The organism is Streptomyces phaeolivaceus (genome assembly GCF_009184865.1).
GTDB classification, from domain to species: domain Bacteria; phylum Actinomycetota; class Actinomycetes; order Streptomycetales; family Streptomycetaceae; genus Streptomyces; species Streptomyces phaeolivaceus.
The window spans coordinates 6,000,596-6,018,504 of sequence record NZ_CP045096.1 but is presented as its reverse complement, the minus strand read 5'-3'; the positions used below and the strand labels follow the sequence as shown (position 1 = coordinate 6,018,504).

At 66.6% G+C, this 17,909-nt stretch carries 10 protein-coding genes; 3 read left to right on the top strand and 7 right to left on the bottom strand.

Annotated features, from left to right (window positions below):
* Positions 1-310: 310 nt before the first annotated feature.
* Positions 311-1,675 (bottom strand): polysialyltransferase family glycosyltransferase, encoded by a 1,365-nt coding sequence (locus F9278_RS28100; protein WP_152170800.1) that lies wholly within the window; start codon positions 1,673-1,675, stop codon positions 311-313.
* A 177-nt stretch (positions 1,676-1,852) separates the two neighbouring features.
* Here F9278_RS28100 and F9278_RS28095 point away from each other — a divergent pair, with 177 nt between their 5' ends.
* The gene (locus F9278_RS28095) at positions 1,853-2,803 is read left to right on the top strand and encodes an ISAs1 family transposase (protein ID WP_152170799.1); all 951 of its coding nucleotides are present in this window, start codon (positions 1,853-1,855) and stop codon (positions 2,801-2,803) included.
* 121 nt (positions 2,804-2,924) lie between these two features.
* On the opposite strand, the gene F9278_RS28090 is transcribed toward F9278_RS28095, so the two are convergent.
* From F9278_RS28090 to F9278_RS28080, 3 genes are all read right to left on the bottom strand, one after another.
* Complete coding sequence (locus F9278_RS28090) at positions 2,925-4,544, bottom strand: IS1634 family transposase (protein ID WP_152170798.1); 1,620 nt, start codon at positions 4,542-4,544, stop codon at positions 2,925-2,927.
* A gap of 214 nt (positions 4,545-4,758) precedes the next feature.
* Complete coding sequence (locus F9278_RS28085; RefSeq protein WP_152170797.1) at positions 4,759-6,111, bottom strand: IS701 family transposase; 1,353 nt, start codon at positions 6,109-6,111, stop codon at positions 4,759-4,761.
* Positions 6,050-6,865 (bottom strand): IS3 family transposase, encoded by an 816-nt coding sequence (locus F9278_RS28080; protein WP_152170796.1) that lies wholly within the window; start codon positions 6,863-6,865, stop codon positions 6,050-6,052. The genes F9278_RS28085 and F9278_RS28080 overlap by 62 nt, the downstream gene beginning before the upstream one ends.
* Positions 6,866-7,097: 232 nt before the next feature.
* Between F9278_RS28080 and F9278_RS28075 the strand changes: the two genes are divergently transcribed.
* Positions 7,098-7,298: a hypothetical protein gene (locus tag F9278_RS28075; protein ID WP_404818950.1), complete on the top strand. Its 201-nt coding sequence runs from the start codon at positions 7,098-7,100 to the stop codon at positions 7,296-7,298.
* A gap of 764 nt (positions 7,299-8,062) precedes the next feature.
* Here the strand turns inward: F9278_RS28075 and F9278_RS46370 are convergent.
* Complete coding sequence (locus F9278_RS46370; protein ID WP_193241672.1) at positions 8,063-8,221, bottom strand: hypothetical protein; 159 nt, start codon at positions 8,219-8,221, stop codon at positions 8,063-8,065.
* 176 nt (positions 8,222-8,397) lie between these two features.
* Here F9278_RS46370 and F9278_RS28070 point away from each other — a divergent pair, with 176 nt between their 5' ends.
* A complete protein-coding gene (locus F9278_RS28070) occupies positions 8,398-9,711 on the top strand; it encodes an ISL3 family transposase (RefSeq protein WP_152166457.1) in 1,314 nt (437 codons plus the stop codon).
* A 756-nt stretch (positions 9,712-10,467) separates the two neighbouring features.
* Here the strand turns inward: F9278_RS28070 and F9278_RS28065 are convergent.
* Together F9278_RS28065 and F9278_RS28060 are read right to left on the bottom strand one after the other, a co-directional pair.
* Positions 10,468-10,875, bottom strand: coding sequence for a hypothetical protein (locus F9278_RS28065; protein WP_152170795.1), 408 nt, complete (start codon positions 10,873-10,875; stop codon positions 10,468-10,470).
* Positions 10,875-17,855, bottom strand: a complete 6,981-nt coding sequence (locus F9278_RS28060) for an RHS repeat-associated core domain-containing protein (protein WP_152170794.1) — start codon at positions 17,853-17,855, stop codon at positions 10,875-10,877. Before F9278_RS28060 ends, F9278_RS28065 begins: the two co-directional genes overlap by 1 nt.
* Between the last annotated feature and the right edge of the window lie 54 nt (positions 17,856-17,909).

Below are 17,909 nucleotides of genomic sequence, written 5' to 3'. Positions count from 1 at the left end.
ATCCTTGCGGAGGATGCCGACCCCTCGTCAAATCTCGCGAACCACTCATTCTGGATGTAACCAATCCGGATGGGCTCGCTCCGCTCCCGGTGCCGCAGCGGCCGCGCCGACGGACCTGCCCGCAGCAACGCCGACCCCGCCGCCCGGCCCAGGCACCTCCTCGCGCAGCGGAAGTCTGCCTCCCGGCGGCGATGATCTTCCGGCATCTCGGCAGGCATGTACGCATCGCACTTGGCCCGGCCACATCGCCAAAGCACTTGCAGCTCCATCAGCGTGGATCTCGGCCGGAGCCTTCCGCGGCGCCCGCCCCTCAGTCTCGGCTGAGTATCGCTCGGTTGAGAGACCGGGCTCGTCGCACGACGCGCCGTACACCTGAGTTGCGCGAAATGAATGCGAGCCGTGCGGGCGCCGAGCCGGGAAGCCCGAGACGGGTGAGTCGGGGACGGCTGAAATAGCGCCACGTGTGACCGTTCAAGTGGCGGGAGAGATAGCCCTCGGCCACAGGGCGCAAGCTGGGGTAGATACTCGGCTGCATTGAGAAGCCGACGGCTGAAACCAGATCCGTCAACGCTTCTTGCGTCTGACAGGCTTTGGAGAACGACCACGACTTGACGGCTGGCAAATCTTCCAGATCGGGCAGAAGCGCGTCTGCAATCGTTACTGGCACTCGGTTGCTGTTCTGGTAAGGGGCCAGCCGACCAAGCAGGACGTCGGTTCCGCACCGGGCCACCGGAAGTCCGTAGAGCGTGGAGGCAGTGAGTAACGCCGTGGAGAAGCAGCCGACGACAAGGGCCGGACGTAACCGCTGGTAGTGCACCTCAGCCAGGACAGGGCTGTCCAGTACACGGAAGTCGACGTCGAGTCGATCCGCTTCCACTTCCAACGCCCGGGACCAGCTGAGCGGAGCCGAGGGATGGGGCTTGAAGTTGATGTACCTGTGTCCGAGCCGGGCGGCGCCCTGGAGCATTCTTATGTGCAGCTGTTGTTCCTCGTCGGCAGTCAGAACGTCGATTGCGGACAGGTACTGCCCGAGCAAAAGCGCGGGGAAACCCTCCGAGGAATGCCCGGAGTCTTCAGCCGCGTCGGAGAGTTCGGCTAGGACCTGGGCGAACGTCGCGGTTGGTACAATCTCCGTATCGACGCCGAACTCGGTCAGCAGCAATGGCCGAAGCCCTGGCACAAGATCCAGATACAGCAGTCGTTCGATGCGAGTACCGAGCTGCGGGTCGATCTTGTTGCGTGTCGGCCCGTAACTCATCAGGCCATCGGCGTAAACGTGAACGGGGCTGTCTGTGAAGATCTTCACGACGGCCTTGGACGGATTGCCCTGAATGGACTCGCAGGCGATCTCGACCGGTCCGCGACCGAGATTCCACGCGCGCCTCAGCGCTCGCTCCCACAACAGCGTGTCCTGCTCCCGCGGGGACCAGTCCGCCGGATGAAAGGGCTGGATGAAGTCGTTCCACGAGCATATGTCGTCGAATTCCGGTCGCAGGGCCTCGAATCCGGGCATGCGGTCGAGGGGCGTGCCAATCTCCGGAAGGGTGGACCGGTCGGTGGCGACGAGAATGCGCCGGTGCTCGGAGCGCGGCCCGAAGAGCCCCGCCCGAATAGCCGCAGTGACCGTAGCGGCTGCGTACTGCGAGCAGGCGAAGAAGAGTTGTGTGGTACTCATCAGGCGGTGCTTCCCCCAGCTTGATCGAGAGGCGTGGACTGACCTTATGCCAGGGCGGTTGCAAGTTCCGGGATCGCGTAGATCGTCCGCGCCCAGCGGGAGTTGACGTGGCAACAGCACAGGCACAAGACCGGTGATCATCAGGGTGTCTACGCCAGATGATCACATCGAGGTCCCGTGCCTGCCGCTCCATCCTCCCCGGTCCCTGCCGTACTGGCGAAACTGGGTCCCCTCCACCAGCACGACACCGGCCGCCTGCGCGCCCACCTCCAGCGCGCACCCGACCCGCGTTCACGTCGCGGACGGCCCCTGGCCGGCTTGCTGCTGATCTGCGCCTGCGCAGTCGTCTCCGGCGCCCGGACCATCACCGAGATCACCGAGTGGGGACAGCGCGCCACCACCACGGTGCTGGAACTGCTCGGCATCCGCCGCCACCTGCTCGGACGTCGCCGCGCCCCGTCCCATGCCACCCTCACCCGGCTCCTGGCCGCCCTCGACGGCGATGCCCTGGACGCCGTGATCGGCGTCTACCTGGCCGAACGCGACCACACCGACGCCGGCACCACCGGCTTCGCGCCGCGGTCGGCGATCGCGGTGGACGGCAAGGCGCTGTCCGGCTCCGCGCACCGACAGCAGCGCCACCGGCACCTGCTGTCCGCCGTCACCCACACCCCCACCGTCACCCTGGCCCAGCGGGAGGTGGGGGCCAAGACCAACGAGACGGCCGCCTTCCGTTCGCTGCTGGAACCCCTCGATCTGACCGGCACTGTGGTCGCCTTCGACGACCTGCACAGCGTCAAGGACCAGGTGCGCTGGCTGGTGCAGGAGAAGAAGGCCCACTACATCGCGGTGATCAAGGGAAACCAGCCGACCGCGTCGGCCCAGATCAAGGCCATGCCGTGGGAGCAGGGGCCCGTAGCGCACACCGTCTCCGGACCGGGCACGGGCGACGGGAGTCCCGCTCGGTCAAGACCATGCCATCGCGGCGAACCTGGGCGGGATCGCCTTCCCGGAAGCCCGGCTGGCCCTGCGCATCCACCGGCGCCGCCAGGAGAGCGGCAAGCGGCAGACCAGGGAGACGGTCTACGCCGTCACCAGCCTCGATACCCACCAGGCCAGCCCCGCTGATCTGGGCGGATACGTGCGCGGGCACTTGGGAATCGAAAATTCCAGCCACCATGTCAGAGATGTGAGGTTCCCCCGCAGTACGGGAGTGGCTGACTAGCTCCGTACTTCGCGGGTCACTCGTTCAGGTCTCTGGCCAGCGGGGACGTGTGGGTTCCAGGCCGAGGAGGTCGAGCAGATGGAGTTGCACGCCCTGGCTGACGACGATGGTGGGCGGGTCGGTGGCGTTGCCAACCCGCAAACGGAGGCCGGAGAGGTGGTAGAGGATCATCCGTCCGGTCGGTCGGATGGCCTGGTTGCCCGGGTAGATGCCGCGCATCTTCTGCTCGGGGCCCAGGGACCGGCGGACCTGGCGCTCGATGAGGCAGAACAGCAGCAGTGCCAGGCAGATCACTGTGACCAGGGCGGCGAGACGCTTGTTGTCCTGCACGAAGACCGGCGTGACGGCCAGGGGGCCCTTGAAGTCGCTGTAGCGGCGCTCGACGGCGCCCTGGCCCTTGTAGCGTCGCAGGACTTCGGCGGGATCGGCCTGTTCGGGGGTGAGGGTGGTCAGCAACGCGTACCAGCCGTCGACGGCTTGCTCGGCCTGGAGTTCTTCCTCGTCGAAGTGCCAGGCCAGGGCGGGGCGGCCGGTGTCATCGACGGTGATCTCGGTGCGCAGGCAGGCGGTGACACGGCGGGTCTTGGTGATCACGCCGATGCGGGCGGCGACTTTCGCGGCGGTGTTGTAGTAGCGGCCGCCCGCCCCGCGCTGGAGCTTGTCCAGCTCCTCGCGGGCCTTGGCCAGGCGTTTCTCGCGGGCCCGGGCCTGTCCTCGGGCGTTGCCGGTGGAGTGCGCCAGGATCCGGCGCACCGTGAGTTGAGGGTCGCGCTTGCGCGGCCCGGACAGGACATGGACGTCCTCAAGGACCCGGTAGGTCTCGCGGTTGGGGGCCGGGGTGTTCTCGTCCCGGACCGGGACGTAGTCCACAACAGTGGCCTTGGCCAGGTCGAGTGCGGCGTGGACGGCATCGTCGACCTTGGAGGCGGGAGCCGGAGCGATGAAGCCGGTTCCCGCGGTGATCAGGGCGCTCACGTTGGCATAGGAGACGAGTTTGGAGTCGGCGACCAGCAGGAAGTCCTTCGCTCCGGCCATGGTGCGCAGGGAGTTCATGGTGGCGGTGATCTGCGAGATCTCCGCGGCGCCTCCGTCGATGACCCTCGACAGCAGGGGAATCCCGCCGTCACCGGCGACCGCGAGACCGGTCTGGATCTGTTTGAGATCGAACCTGCGGTCCTTGGGATGCCCGTGCTTGACCTGCGGATACTCCTCGTCCTGATCGTCGGCGGGGTAGGCGCCGTGCAAGGACATCGACGTCATGTCCCAGTGCATGGTCGCCACGTCGATACCGAACTCGCCGATCGCACGGGCACCGATGCTGTCGCTGATTTCCTGCAGGTGCGGGGCGATGGCATCCAGGGCCCGGCCAAGGCGGTCGTCGTTGAGCAACTCCGGCTCGATACCGAAGACGTCCTCCACGGCCCATTCCCGTGCCCAGTCATCCACCCGCCACAACGGTGCGGGCGCGGTCAGCCGGTTGGCCACCAGTACCTCGATGACCTGGCCGTGCGTTACGTGAGCGGTCTCCCGCCCCGGGCACAAACGGTCGATGATCCCGGCCACATCCAGCCGACGCGAGAAGTCGGCAGCGACGGGCAGAGCGCCCAGACGCTTCTCCACCACGGCACTGACCACGTATTCCATACGCGGCCGCTGCGTCCGTGGCCGCGGAGACCGGGAAGATTTCGTCACACCCGGTCAACGCGGCCACCCCCACTACGGACACCGGCCAGCACGCGAAACGACCTGAATCAACGACCCGCGAAGTACGGAACTAGCTGGTCAGAACGGGTTGACGTGGTTTCAGGTTCACTTGTTCGATTGCTGCCTGGTCGGTCACGGCAGCTGTAGTTCTTGATCACGGTTGGTCGTGACGGCGGTGTCGGTGATGGTGGCAGGCGGTCGCGACGGCTTGGTGATGGCGCCGCCAGGCGGTCCAGTGCGGGACGTGCTCGCGGTCGCGGACGGGTGGCGGCAGCACGAGGGCTCGCAGGAGCCGGACGAGCTCGGGGCAGCTCAGCGGGACGAGCGCGGGCTCGTCCTCGGCAGCGTCGTGGACGGCGGTGGCCGTGAGGGCAAGGACGGCGGCGGCGATCAGGGAGAACAGTGACCAGCGCATCCAGGAGTTCCAGCAGGTCACCTGGCCCTGGTCGAGTCCGGTGAAGCCCTTGGCGAGTTGGAAGGTTTCCTCGATCCGCCACCTGCGACAGATCACTTCCACCAGCGTGCCGAGCGAGACGTCGCCGGGTGCCCGGCAGCGGAAGTAGGACACCTCGCCGGTGTAGCGGTGCCGCCGCGCGACCAGCACACTCGTCCCGGCCTCCTTCTCGTTCCGGTGCTCGTCGGGAGCGTCGTCGGGGCGGACGTCGAGCCAGGCCCAGTCGTACTCGCGGGTGCCCTTGGTGCCGTGTCCGGTCTGCCGGCGCATCCACTGTCCGGGCCGCACCTTGTTGATCATTTTGCGGGCCTCCCACCGGCGTCCGGTCCCGTCGATGACCTGGTAGGTGGCGGCGATGCCAACGGTGTAGCCGAGCCCCAGCGCCCGTACGCCCCGGCGTAGTTCGCGCCCGCAGTACACCTCGTCGCCTGCGAACCAGCGGGCCTTCAGCCCGGCGGCCAACACGTCGGTGACCATGGCCAGCGCCTGCTGCGGCTTCGTCGCGAAGGCGATTTCCTCCGGCACTCCGGCGACCTCGCGGCGTTCCTCGTCCGCAGCCCAGTCCGCCGGGAGATACAGGGCCCGGTCAATGATCACCTTCGTCGTCGAGGTGACAGCCGCCAGGTGCACCGCCACCTGGCACAGTCCGACACCGCCGATTGCACCGGAGTATTGTCGGCCGGCGCCCACGCAGTCCGTGGACGACTTCGCATCCCCCGTCTCGTCCGCCACCAACACCACGCTCTGACCGGCGAGTTCATCGATCACGAGGCATGCGATCTCCTGCCGGGCCCGCTCATGGTCGAACCGGGCGCGCGAAAGCAGGTGCTGCAGCCGGTGCGGACCCGGATGCCCCAGAACCTGCGCGAGCGTCCAGCAGTTCCGCGTGTCCACCTCCAGCAGCAGCCCCGCGACCAACTCCGCCGCCGTCGCCCGAGCTTCACGTCGCGCGAAGCAGCCCGCGACCGCCCGCATCGCCCTCCCGAACGCCTCACCCCACGCCCGCTCGGCTATCGTTGCTTCCACGGCCACCGCGTCTTGATACGTCGTCACAAACGTTCATGATCACGGTGGCCGTACTCATGCCCGCACCCGCCCCGGCAGCACGCTGACCAGCGCAGACGCTGGAACTACAGCTGCCGTGTCGGTAGTGCTTCTCCTCGTACTCGATCGGGCTGAGGTAGCCGAGCCGTTTCTGGATGCGGCGGGGGTTATAGAAGCCGTCGATGTACTCGAAGAGCGCGAGGTTCGCTTCGGCCCTGGCGGCGAAGACGCGGCCACGGATGCATTCAGTCTTGATGATCATCCACAGGTTCTCCGCCAGGGCATTGTCGAACGAGTCGCCGACCGAGCCCATGGACGCCTGGATACCGGCCCTGACCAGGCGTGTTGTGAGCTTCACGGACGTGTATTGACAGCCGTGGTCGGCGTAGTGAATGAGCTCGCGGGGGGCGACTTCGCGGCTGGCCAGGGCATACTCCAGCGAGGTGAGGACCAGGTCCGCGTCCGCGCGGGCGGAGGTCTCCCAGGCCACGACGCGGCGGGAGAACGCGTCGCGGATCGCGGACAGCCACCGCGGCCCCTCCTCGGTGGGGATCATGGTCAGGTCGGTGACCCACAACCGGTTCGGCCCGTTCGCGGTAAAGTCACGTTGCACCAGGTCAGGGCCCAGATCGGCGTCCGGGTTACCGCGAGTGAAGCCTTTGCCCCGGCGGGGGCTGATCCCGGCCAGGCCGGCCTGGCGCATGAGCCGCTCGACGCGATTGCGGCCGACGTGGACACCCTCACGCTTGAGGACGGCGTGCACGCGGTGAGCCGTAGATCCCGCCGGACTCGTCGTGGACCTGCCGGATCCTGCCCGTCAGCTCGGCGTCCGCGGCGGATCACGGGCTTCGGCTCGGAAGCGCGGTACATCCGCACCACAAGCTCACGCAACTCCAGCGGGTACTTCCTCGGGGCAGGCATCGTCAGAGCTCCTCTCGTGAGCCCCATCTGATCTGCTGTCACCTCTCCCCCGCATCTGGGGGGAACCTCATGTCTTGTTCGCCGAGGATGCTTCCACCGTCCACACCGGCAGCGCACCGCGCGCGACGGCTGCCTTGCGGAACCTGGCCATCGGCAGGCTACGGCTGCTGGGAGCCGACAACATCGCCAAGACCACCCGAGCGATCCGGGACGCACCCGAACACGCTGTCTGCATCTGGGGCATCACCGACAGCCCGCTCCTACCGAGAACTTGAAGCCGCCCTGGCCAGCCAGGCCGGTCACCGTCCAAAGCAATGATGGGACGGCCGATAGTGCAACAGCGCGTCGCCGCCCACGCCCGAGAAGGACCCGGCCGACCGCGCGATTATCTGGATGGCACAAGTCTCATATGGAAACCGCGCGGCTGACCAGGGAGCCATCTGCACGACCTCTGCACGCCTGGCCACCAAATGGCCACCAGCTCGAACCGGACGGGGCCGGGGAGATCGGCAGCCATGAATAAACGCCGAGGTCACAGGCCCGCGATCCGCAGCGGCCACTGACCGTCAACTCCAGACCTACGCATTGCAATGCATAGGCCTTCAGTGTCCGATTAGCCCGAATCCCAAGGTCAACAAAACGAAGAAACCCCAGGTCAAATCCTTGACCTGGGGGCTTACCATGGAGCCGCCTTCGGGATTCGAACCCGAGACCTTACGCATTACGAGACCGTGAGCGTTCGTGTTACATCGTGCCTGGTGATGCTGCTCAGTGACGTTCTACCTGATCAGAGCCGACGCGGCTGGTTGGTCTGTGCTACCTCGTATTACGTCGTCCAAAGGCGTCCGGCCACCGGCTGGCCACCGAGACGGGTGCCGCGGGCAGCAAGGAACCGGATCACCCGGGTTGTCGGCCTCCCCCAGACCCTCCTGCCGGCGTCACCGAGACAGCCTCATCGTCGTGCGATGGTACTGATAGCCGCAAGGAGAACATCACGCCTCAAGCGGGGCGCCGATGTCAGCATGCGCTGGTGGCGCTGCTACGACGAGGACTTACATGACCCTGTCGCCGAGACGGTCAACACCCCTGCGTTCGAAGCCACCTGCTCCTTGATCTCGTCCGGCACGGGGGCCACACCGGCGGTGACGGACCACTCCCCCAGATTGAGGAAGGCGGCGAACGCAGGACTCATCTCCATCAGATCGCCATCAAGGTGGGTCTTCGAACTTGAGCGGTGTGCCCTTCGCGTGCGCTGACTGACAGTCACTGCACGTGATGGGGAGAACTGTTGGTGGGCCCTGGACGCAGGACGCCCGTGGTCCTGGGTGATCATTTCTGTTCTCTACGCAGAATGATCGTCTGGGAGCCACGGGCTTGGTCAACGATACGACGTTGCTGCTGGACCTCGACGGAGTGTCCGTCATGCGGGTCGAGCGGCTTCAGTGCGGTGGGCGCCGGGTTCACCTGGCCACGGCGGACGCCTCGGCCCGGGCCTGTCCGGCCTGCGGGGTCTTCGCAACCCGGGTGAAGGGCTGGGCGACCACCCGGCCTCGTGATCTGCCCTACGGGGAGAGCGGGCTGGAGTTCGTCTGGCACAAGCGGCGCTGGTGGTGCCGTGAGACGGCCTGTCCACGACGGTCGTTCACCGAGCAGATCGAGCAGATACCGGCCGGGGCCCGGATCACCGGGCGGCTGCGGGCCGCGTCCGGGCGGCGCGTGAGGGATGCCGGTTCCACGGTCATCCAGACGGCCCGCGATCTGCACCTGTCCTGGCCGACCGTGATGAACGCCTTCCGCACCGCCGCCCGCGAGGTCGTCGGGGCTCCGCTGCCCGAGGTCGAAGTGCTGGGCATCGATGAGACCCGGCGCGGACGGACCCGGTGGGAACAGGATCCGGACACCGGGAAGTGGAAGATGACCAGGGACCGCTGGCACACCGGGTTCGTCGACGCCCTCGGATCCGGCGGACTGCTCGGGCAGGTCGAGGGCCGCACCGTCGCCGACGTGCTGGCCTGGCTTTCCACCACGCCCCTGACCTGGAGGAAGGCCATCCGATACGTCGCCATCGACATGTCGGCCGTCTACCGCTCCGCGATCCGCACCGGCCTGCCCGAGGCCACCGTCGTGGTCGATCACTTTCATGTGGTGCAGCTCGCGAACAAGATGCTCTCCCTGGTCCGGCGCCGCACGACCGCCGAGATCCGCGGCCGGCGCGGACGCGCCGGTGACCCCGAGTGGAAAGCCCGACGCCGCCTGCTCCGCAACCGCGAAGACCTTGACCACGAGCAGTTCGAGCGCATGTGGAACCCGCTGCTGGACGAAGGGAAGATCGGACAGACGCTGCTGACGGCGTGGATCGCCAAAGAAAGCCTGCGCACCCTCCTCGCCCTGGCCCGCACCGACGCCGGCCGGAACCAAGTCGGCCATGCCCGCTGGAAGTTCCTCACCTGGTGCGCGGACGCCGACATCCCCGAAGTCCGCACCCTCGCGGCCACCGTCGACCGCTGGTGGCCCGAAATCCAGGCGTTCATCGACACCGGACACAGCAACGCCAAGAGCGAAGGGATCAACCGCGTGATCAAGCTCGTCGCCCGCCACGCGTTCGGCTTCCGCAACGCCGACAACCAGCGACTACGCACACGTTGCGTCACCACGCGGCGAGCCCGTGGGCACCTCCGCACCGCTTAACTTCGAAGACCCATCAAGGTGCCAACCCCGTTCCTCCAGAAGACGGACACCTCGCAGCAGTTCCTCTTTGCCCGGGATCTTTCGGCTGAGTGCCATGCCATTCACCACGCAGTCGCGCCCAAGAGGGTCCTTCGCGACAACAAAGCCTTCACCAACGTCTCCGAAGGCGTACCGAAGATCCCCCACCACCCGAGCCCGGGTCTTCTCTGTGGTCTCGGAGGTCGAGGAGTGCGACGCCTTCGCTCGCGTCGGCTCGGACGACGGAGCCGACGCCTCTTGACTTCCTCCGCAGCCAACCTCCAACAACCCCACCATGATCGCACCGGCAACCGCACAGCCGGCATTCCTACCCATTTGCCCCCACCTCGATCAGGGCTACCCATTGCAGCCCGCCCAGACTTGTCATCGACATTCTCAACAACGCCTTGGAGGCATTGATGAGTCACCGAGGCAAGTGCGCCACGTAGCCATCCGAGCATTGCACGAGGAGGCGAACGTCGTCGCAGGGGGACGAGCAGTCCGCATGAGCGCGAGACGGCACCGGGATTCCACGGCTACGCGCATATCCGGCGTCACGGAAGACGTCTACGCCCGTGTCCGACTCCACATCAAACGCCAAATCCTGGCCGCAGCCATCGTCCGCTGGCTTTGGCTTCAAATGTCCGGGGCCTCACCAGAATCCATTCCGGTGAGGCCCTCTGTAGTCGCGGAAACACCAAGGGCGGACTGTCGGTAGAACTCGCCAGCCCTTCTCGGCTATTCGGTCCTGGCCCGTATGAGAGCGTCGGCGGCCCTCCGGAGGGCTGTCTTCAGTCTCTCTCGCTCGTCGCGCACCTGGTCAATTTTCTTGCCGGACGCCTGGTAGGCCGTTTCGAACGCGCCCCACGCCTCGAAAGCCCCAAGTAGCGCCTCAGAAGAGGCCCGTCCTCTCTCATACTGTTCCCGAAATCCCAGGGGCGGCTCATGACTCCCCATCCACAGTTCGAGACGGGCATGTTCGGCCATGTATTGCGCGGCCAGCTCGACCACGTCGTTACCGACAATGTTGCTGCCGATCACCTGCACACCGAGGTTGAGTGCAGGCGATGCCGTCGGGGTGCGCAACTGCTCAGGCACCTCGCTGGACGGCTGCGGACCTTTCAACCAGTCCCAGTCTCCCGCCATCACAACTTCCTTCGTTCAAAGCTCGTTTCCAGGAGCCAGCTTGCGACTTCCATAGATCTCGAGACTGGCATTTCGTATCCCCCGGCCTTGAGGATTGTCGCACAGAACGTTACACAGTTGTTTGTGTCTCTGTCATGCGGCCCAAGGTTGCTGTCATCCAGGAAATACTCCTGCGCCTGCTGCGCTCGCCTTGCATTCGGTAGAGGCACTCGGATCACGTCGGTCCCGGGAGAATGTGAACCATTCCGCAATCCGACAACGGAGTCCTGTCCGACTTGAGAACCCGCCTCAGTGTGAATCGTTCTGCCGTTGTGCGTCACCGAGACCGATGCATGCCCCTGTTCCATATCCAGGTACACATCCGCATAGCCCGCATCACTACAGTTATGAACCAGCACCGGCGCCGACCCTGCCAGCACATAGTACGTATGGATCTCGGTGATCGTGAGGTCGTGTGTGCGCTGTCGGCGCTCGAAGTATCGGACGTCCTCGACCGTGGCTGTGGCGCCGGAGGCCGTGCGCAGGGTCATGCCCGGGTTGAGTTCGCCGGCCTGGAGCCAGCGGTTCTCCGAGACCACCCAGAAGGGGTGCGTGGTTGTCGCGGTCAATGACTTCGAGTTGATCGTCATGTCGACGAAGTGCTTGTCGTCCTCCGTGACAATCGTGCCCGCGACCTCGCGGACGACGGTGCGACCGGTCTTCGGGTCCGTGACCGTGACCTTGTCACCCGGTCTAAGGTCCTTGATTTTCTTGCGCTTACCATCGGCCAGAAGGACTTCGGTGTCGGGCAGGAAGCTGTGGCACTTGGGCTTCCCACCACCAACTGCGCTCTTGATCCTGTCGACGGCGACGAGGGCCTTCTCCCGCGCCTTGGCCAAGTTGGCCCGTGCCTGGTTGAGCCGCTCGGATGCCTTCGACATGTCCTTCAGGCCGCCGAAGAGATCCTTCAGCAAGCCGGTGACACGCTTGGCCAGTGCGATGCCCTTGTGCATGTTCCAGGGCATGCCGTACTTCGCCAGGAGCTTGCCGGCGATGCCCCCCGCGAAACTGCCTGCGATGGTCAGCATCGTCTCGCCGCAGGCGGCCAGATCCCCGCTGGAAAAGCAGTCCAGCGCGGCGCTGACGCCGAGGATGTCCATGACGATCTTGACGAGTTGCTTGCCCGCCGACTTGAACCGCTGCTGGGCCCGTGCCTGCTGGCCCTCCGCGGCGGCGACCTCGTTGGACGCCTTATCCACAGCACCGCCGTTGCAGGCGGGGACCACGAGGCTGGGGCAAGGGTTGACCTGCTGGTTGCCCTTCTTGTCACAGTTGAGGGCCACGCCGTTGTTGCAGTCGTACAGGCCCGTCGGGTCCGAGAGCGTCACTGGGGTGTTGCTCGCGTAGGCGTAGCCGTTCATCTGCTGGGGCCGAGTGAAATCGATGATCGGGTCGGGCGAGATGAACTTGCCCAGATCCGGGTCGTATTCGCGGGCGCCGATATGGACCAGGCCGGTCGAGGCATCGATCGTGCCTCCGACAAAGCCCTTCTCACCCGGCCAGGTGCCCGTCTCCGGTGACAGCTTGCCGCGGGCGGCGCCGTACGGGTCGGTACGCCGTTGGGTGACGGCGCCGCTGACCGCGTCGACGGCGAGGTCGCCGGTGCCGTGGTGGTCGGAGGCGAGGAAAGAGACCTTGTTGTCCGAGGTACGGATCGCGATCGTCTGACCGGCGTACGAGTAGTGGCGCGTCGCTGTGACGGCGGTGGAGCCCTTCTTCAGCTCCAGTTCCATGCCCGGCAGGTAGAGCGTGGTCGCATCGGCGGTGGTGCGTTTGATCCGCGCCCCGCCGGCGTCGTACAGGAACGAGGTCTCGGTGCCGTCGGCCTCAGTGGCCTTGGTCAGCTTGCCGGTCGCGTCCCAGTCGAGGCTCTGGGTGTCGCCGTCGATGGTTCGCTTGTGGGTGTTGCCCGAGAGGTCGTACTGGTACGTCTGCTGCCGGTCTCCGGTCGGGGTCGTCTCGGCGATCTTGGTCACCTGGTGCGGGCCGCCGTCGCCGGTCTCTCCCGGCGTGCCGTCCTGGTCGCCGTCCTGGTAGGTGAAGGTCCGGGTGGTGTTCTTGGCGGCGTTCAGGGACGGGTCGTGGCGGATCTCCTGGGTGCGGTTGCCGATGTCGTCGACCGACCAGCTCGTCCAGTAAGGGGACGGTCCGCCCAGCGGGTTGGTGCCCGGGGCGGCGTCACAGGTGGTGGGTTTCTTGCCGGCGTAGTCGGCGGTCCCGCCGATCGTGCCCTCGCCCTCGGCCGTGGTGGCGGTGGCCGCCGGGGTCCAGGCGTCGACGAGGCGGGCTTGGCCGTCGTAAGCGAAGCACTGCACATCGAGGGTCGAACTGCTCGCCGGGGCGGCGGTGTCGGTGATGGACAGGACGTTGCCGGCCTGGTCGTAGGAGTAGTGCTGGTCCTTGGCAACCGTGGCGGTGGAGCCGACCTTCATCGTGGCCCGGGTGAGGCGGTCGGTGCCCTTCTCGTAGTAGAAGTTCTTCTCCGTGCGAGGGCCGCCGGTGCTCAGGGAGAGCTGGAGCAGCTGGCTGGTGTTGGACCAGACCGTGCCGGTGACGTACGTCGATGTGGCGCTGGCCATGGTGAGCGGGCGCTGGAGTTCGTCGTACGTGTACTTCAGGCTCTCGGTGGGCAGTCCGCCAGCCGCAGGCACACCGGTGGAGGCGACCGTGCCGTCCCGGTTGTAGGCGGTGGTGAAGGGGTAGGTGCCCGCGAGCTTCCCCTCCGAGGCCGGGACCGTGTAGTTGGTCGTCAGCGGCCGGTAGAAGGTGTCGAAGGTGGCGACGACCGTGGAGTACGCCTCGCCGTTGGGCAGGTAGCGGTAGCTGGCGTGGGAGTAGCCGAGTGAGCCGGAGCGGTCGTACCTGGTCTCCGTCAGCTTGGTGCCTTCGTTCACCGCCCCTTCCCAAGTCGCCTTGGGCCGGCCCAGGCTGTCGTACTCGGTGGACAAGACTCGCTGCCGGGCATCCTTCGTGGACGTCAGGCGGTCATACTCGTCGTAGGTGAGGAGCGTCTCGCCGGCGTCCGGGTCGACCTTGCGAACCATGCGGCCGCGCTGGTCGTACTCCTGGCGCCAGACATTGCCCTTGGAGTCGGTGACTGTGGCCAGTTCACCGGCCGCGGTGTGGGTGTACTTGGTGACGGTGCGCTGGGAGGCCGGGCCGGTCGGGACGGGTGTGTGGCCGTCGTAGTGCCAGAGTTCCTTGACCTTGCCCTCGGCGTCGGTGACCGTCGTGGTCGCCACACCGCCGGGAGGCGGGTCGCTGTGCGTCATGTTGCCGTCGTACGAGGTGGTGCTTCGCCACTGTTCATATCCGGCGATGGTGAAGATCTCGGCGGTGGTACGGCCGAGGCCGTCGTACTCGTAGCGCGTCTGGTCGGCGACGTCTCCGTTGGCCACGGGGAACAGTTCGTCGGAGGCGGCACCGGCCGCGTAGTAGGTCTCGTTGGCCCGCTTCACCGCGCCCGTGGAGCCGTAGAACGAGTCAGCCACCATCCGGCCGCCGCTCGGGCCCTCGGTCTGCTTCTGACGCGGGCGCAGCAGACCGTCGTAGAGCTGCCACTCGGTGCCGTAGGTGCCGTCCTGTTCGATCTTCTCGGTCTTGACGGCGACCGGCTTGTTCTGGCGAACGAGGTACGAGTACTTGATGCTCGGCGTCTGGTTGCTGCGCCGGTCCGGGAGCCAGACGGAGGTGAGCCGACCGAGCGCGTCGCGGGCGAGGTCGGTGCGCTTGGTGTTGGGGTCGGTCTGGCCCGTGGACTGGCCGCGCAGCCGGTCGTAGGAGGTGGTGGTGATGTGGCCGAGGTCGTTGGTGACCTTGGTCGAGGAGATCAGGCCGTTGACATCCGTGTACGCGGTCGTCGTCAACGCCCCGGCCACGTCTTTTTGGCTGGTGGGGCGGCCGAAGCCGTCGTAGTCGGTGGTGCCGGTGGTCTGGTACGTGCCCTTGGTGCCGTCGTGCGAGACGAGGCGTTCGGTGGCGGTGGCCAGGCCCTTGGTGGGCGCGGCGCTGTAGGCACCCTTGTCGTACAGGGTGCGCTCGTCGGTGACGATGTCGCCGGGGGTCTTGCCGTCGGTCTTACGGTTCGGCGTGGCGTCACAGCCGACCGAGACGGTCTCGATCTGCTTGGGCAGGGAGTAGATGTGCTCGGCGGCGCTGTCGGCGTACGACGTACGCGTACAAGTGTTGTCGGAGGCCGTCGAGGTGTCACCGCGGTTGTCGATCTTCAGAACGCGGCCGTACTCGGAGTCGAACTCGGTCGTCGACAGCGTCTCCACCCAGCCGCCCGAGGACTTGGCGGAATACCCGCGCACCTCGGTCGTCTCGGTGATGGTGGCCTTGGTGGTGCCCCAGCTCCTGGTCTGGGTGGCCGTGTCGTGCTTCCACGGCTTACTGATCACCTTGGAGACGACCTTGCCCTTGTCGTAGGCGGCCTTCTCCACCGCGTAGCCGGTGAACTCCTTGTGCCCGGTGAAGTCGGAGCCGTCAGACGTGGTGATCTTCTCGGTACGGGTTCCGCCGCCGGGCGCCTTGTCGCCGTCCATGCCCTGGAGGTAGGTGTGGTCGACGCGGGTGCTGTGCTCACTGTCGCCGCTGGTGACGGAGACCTTGCCGTAGCCCTGCCACTGACTCCAGGTCAGGAACTTCTCGTCGGTGATGCCGTCCGGTTCGGCGTGCCGCCATGCCGCGTCGCCCTGGTAGTCGTAGCGGGTGACCATCACGTCGTTGACGTCGCCGCCGGTGCGGTCGCGTTGGCTGACGGTGTCGACGACGTACTTGTGGAACCAGTCGGTGATCGGCTCCAGTTGGCCCGAGGGCGCCCACATCACCGGGTAGCAGCGCTTGACCGACTCACCGGGCTTGGGCAGGGCGTCCGCCGAGCAGTCGGCTGCTTTGTAGGCGATGTCGAGCTGGGCGCCGCTCTCACTGACCACCGTGGCCAGCCGGAAGCGGTTCAGGGGCGCGATGTTGTCGCCGATCTTGTCGACGCGGTTCTCCAGCTTGGTGCCGATCAGCGTCACCGGCGGCAGTTCGATGTCCGCGCCGTCACCAGCCTTGCCGGTGTGGACGATCTCCGACAGCCACAGGGTGTTGGAGTCGTCACCGTTGTCGGTGAAGCGGTGCCTCAGCGACCAGGAGTCGACATCGGTGTACGGGGCGGCGCTGTCGCCGGTGTACGCCTGGGTGGTGATCGACGTCAGCCGTTTGCGGGTCCAGAACGACGGGGAGGCCTGGGTGGCTGTGCACTTGGTGTCCGCCTTGCAGTAGCGGTCCCAGGGGGTGTCCGGCCACTTGCCGGCGTTGGCCGAGGTCCACTTGTCGGTTGCGCAGTCGAACGTGTCGGTGGCGAGGCAGCGTTCGGCGGTGTCGAAGACCACTCGGGCCGGTGCGGACTGCGTGTACAGCGTGGACTCGCGCTGACCATACTCGATGCGCTTTAGGTAGCCGCCACGGACGTAGGAGGTGCCGTTGGTGTCGGTCTTGCCGTTCAGGGCGTAGTGGTTGGTCTCCTGTCCGTAGTGGTAGGTCATGACGTTGCCCTGGCTGTCCTTGACGTAGTCGAGGTTCCAGCGCCATGCCTGCTTGCACCATGCGTCGGCGAACGTCGCCTTGTAGCAGGGCTCCTTCTCGTCGTCGCCGAAGACGGGTGTGGTCCACGCGGAGTCGGTCTCCGTTTTGCCGCTGCTCCAGCCGGGAAGTCGGTTGAGGCCGAACCAGTACTCGGTCCCGTCGGTGGTGGTGACCTTCCAGTGCTCGCCGTCGTCGTCTCCGTTGGCGGCGTCGGTCAGCTTCTCGACCTTGGAGCCGTCCTCACCCGAGACATGCCACTCGCCGGACTCGTCGTCCTTGACCAGCTGTGCCGCCGAGCCGTTGAGCATCAGCGTCGCGTTGTCGAACGCCCAGCACTGTTCGCCGGAGGAGGAGTGTCCGTCGTCGGCGCAGGCCTTGTACGAGCGCTCGACGTAGCCGGGTTCGTAGGAGAAGCCTTCGCCCACCCAGGAGCCCTGGTTGTTGGTGGTCGCGGTACGGCCGTCCGCCGACTGGGAGGAGTACGACAGGCCCACCGACGGGGTCAGTCCGCCGGGGGTCGGCACGACCGAGATCGGATACGACCAGGAGAAGCCGCCCGAGGACGGCGCCACGTTCCACTCGGCCGAGGGAGACAGCGGAGTCGCCTTGTAGTCGCCCTGTGCGGAGGCCTCGGCGGCGGCGAGGGCCACCACGGTGCCCGCGGAGGTTGCCGACAGTGGCGCGGAGACGGTCTCGGCCTTCGCGTCGTTGACCGAGGCCAGCGGCTTCGGGCTGCCCTTGCACTGCTTGCCGCCGAGCTTCTCCTCCAACGCGCAGGCGGGCACCTCGTACAGAGCGAGGCGGGAGCCGTAACTACCTCCGTACGCCTCGGCGAAGCTGCCGTAGTCGACGCTGAGCCGTACCTTGGCCCGCCGGGTGTCCGGATTCTTCACCCGCAGCAGGACACCGGCACCCGCGGCGGCGGCGCGGGCGTGCGGAAGGACTTCGACGCTGACGTTCTCAGGGAGTGCGGGAGCTGTCTTCGCCCCCTTCGTCGCCCGCGTCGGTTCTGTCTGCTCGACCGCCGACACTCCGACCGGCAGCCCTCCGAGATTCTCCGGTGTGTCCCGGTCTTCTGACGCCGAGACCGGCACACTGCGACGGACCGCGTCGGGCCAAGTCGGCCTGTCGAGGCTGCGGATGGCCGCCTTGCGCGTCGGGTCTGCGGGGATCTTGCGCGGCGCCTTGGCGTCCTTGCCCTCGACCGGGTCACCGAGTGCCTGGACTGCGGGACCGGAGGTGTCCTCCCGCTCGGGGAACGCCACGGCCTGGATCGTGCCGATCGTCAGAGCGAGGGAGGTCACGGCGGCCACGACCGCGGCCCGGCCGCGGAGGCGGCGGCCGATGAGAAGGGATCTGGCAGCAGGCATACAGGAACTCCGCAGGGTGAGGAGCGAAGGCGAGGAGTACGTCACAGACGTGGA

What these genes read in the sequence shown, in the direction of transcription:
- F9278_RS28100 (WP_152170800.1), bottom strand. Translation starts at nt 1,675, where the DNA reads ATGAGTACCACACAACTCTTCTTCGCCTGCTCGCAGTACGCAGCCGCT.
- F9278_RS28090 (WP_152170798.1), bottom strand. Translation starts at nt 4,544, where the DNA reads ATGGAATACGTGGTCAGTGCCGTGGTGGAGAAGCGTCTGGGCGCTCTG.
- F9278_RS46370 (WP_193241672.1), bottom strand. Translation starts at nt 8,221, where the DNA reads ATGGAGATGAGTCCTGCGTTCGCCGCCTTCCTCAATCTGGGGGAGTGG.
- F9278_RS28065 (WP_152170795.1), bottom strand. Translation starts at nt 10,875, where the DNA reads ATGGCGGGAGACTGGGACTGGTTGAAAGGTCCGCAGCCGTCCAGCGAG.
- F9278_RS28060 (WP_152170794.1), bottom strand. Translation starts at nt 17,855, where the DNA reads ATGCCTGCTGCCAGATCCCTTCTCATCGGCCGCCGCCTCCGCGGCCGG.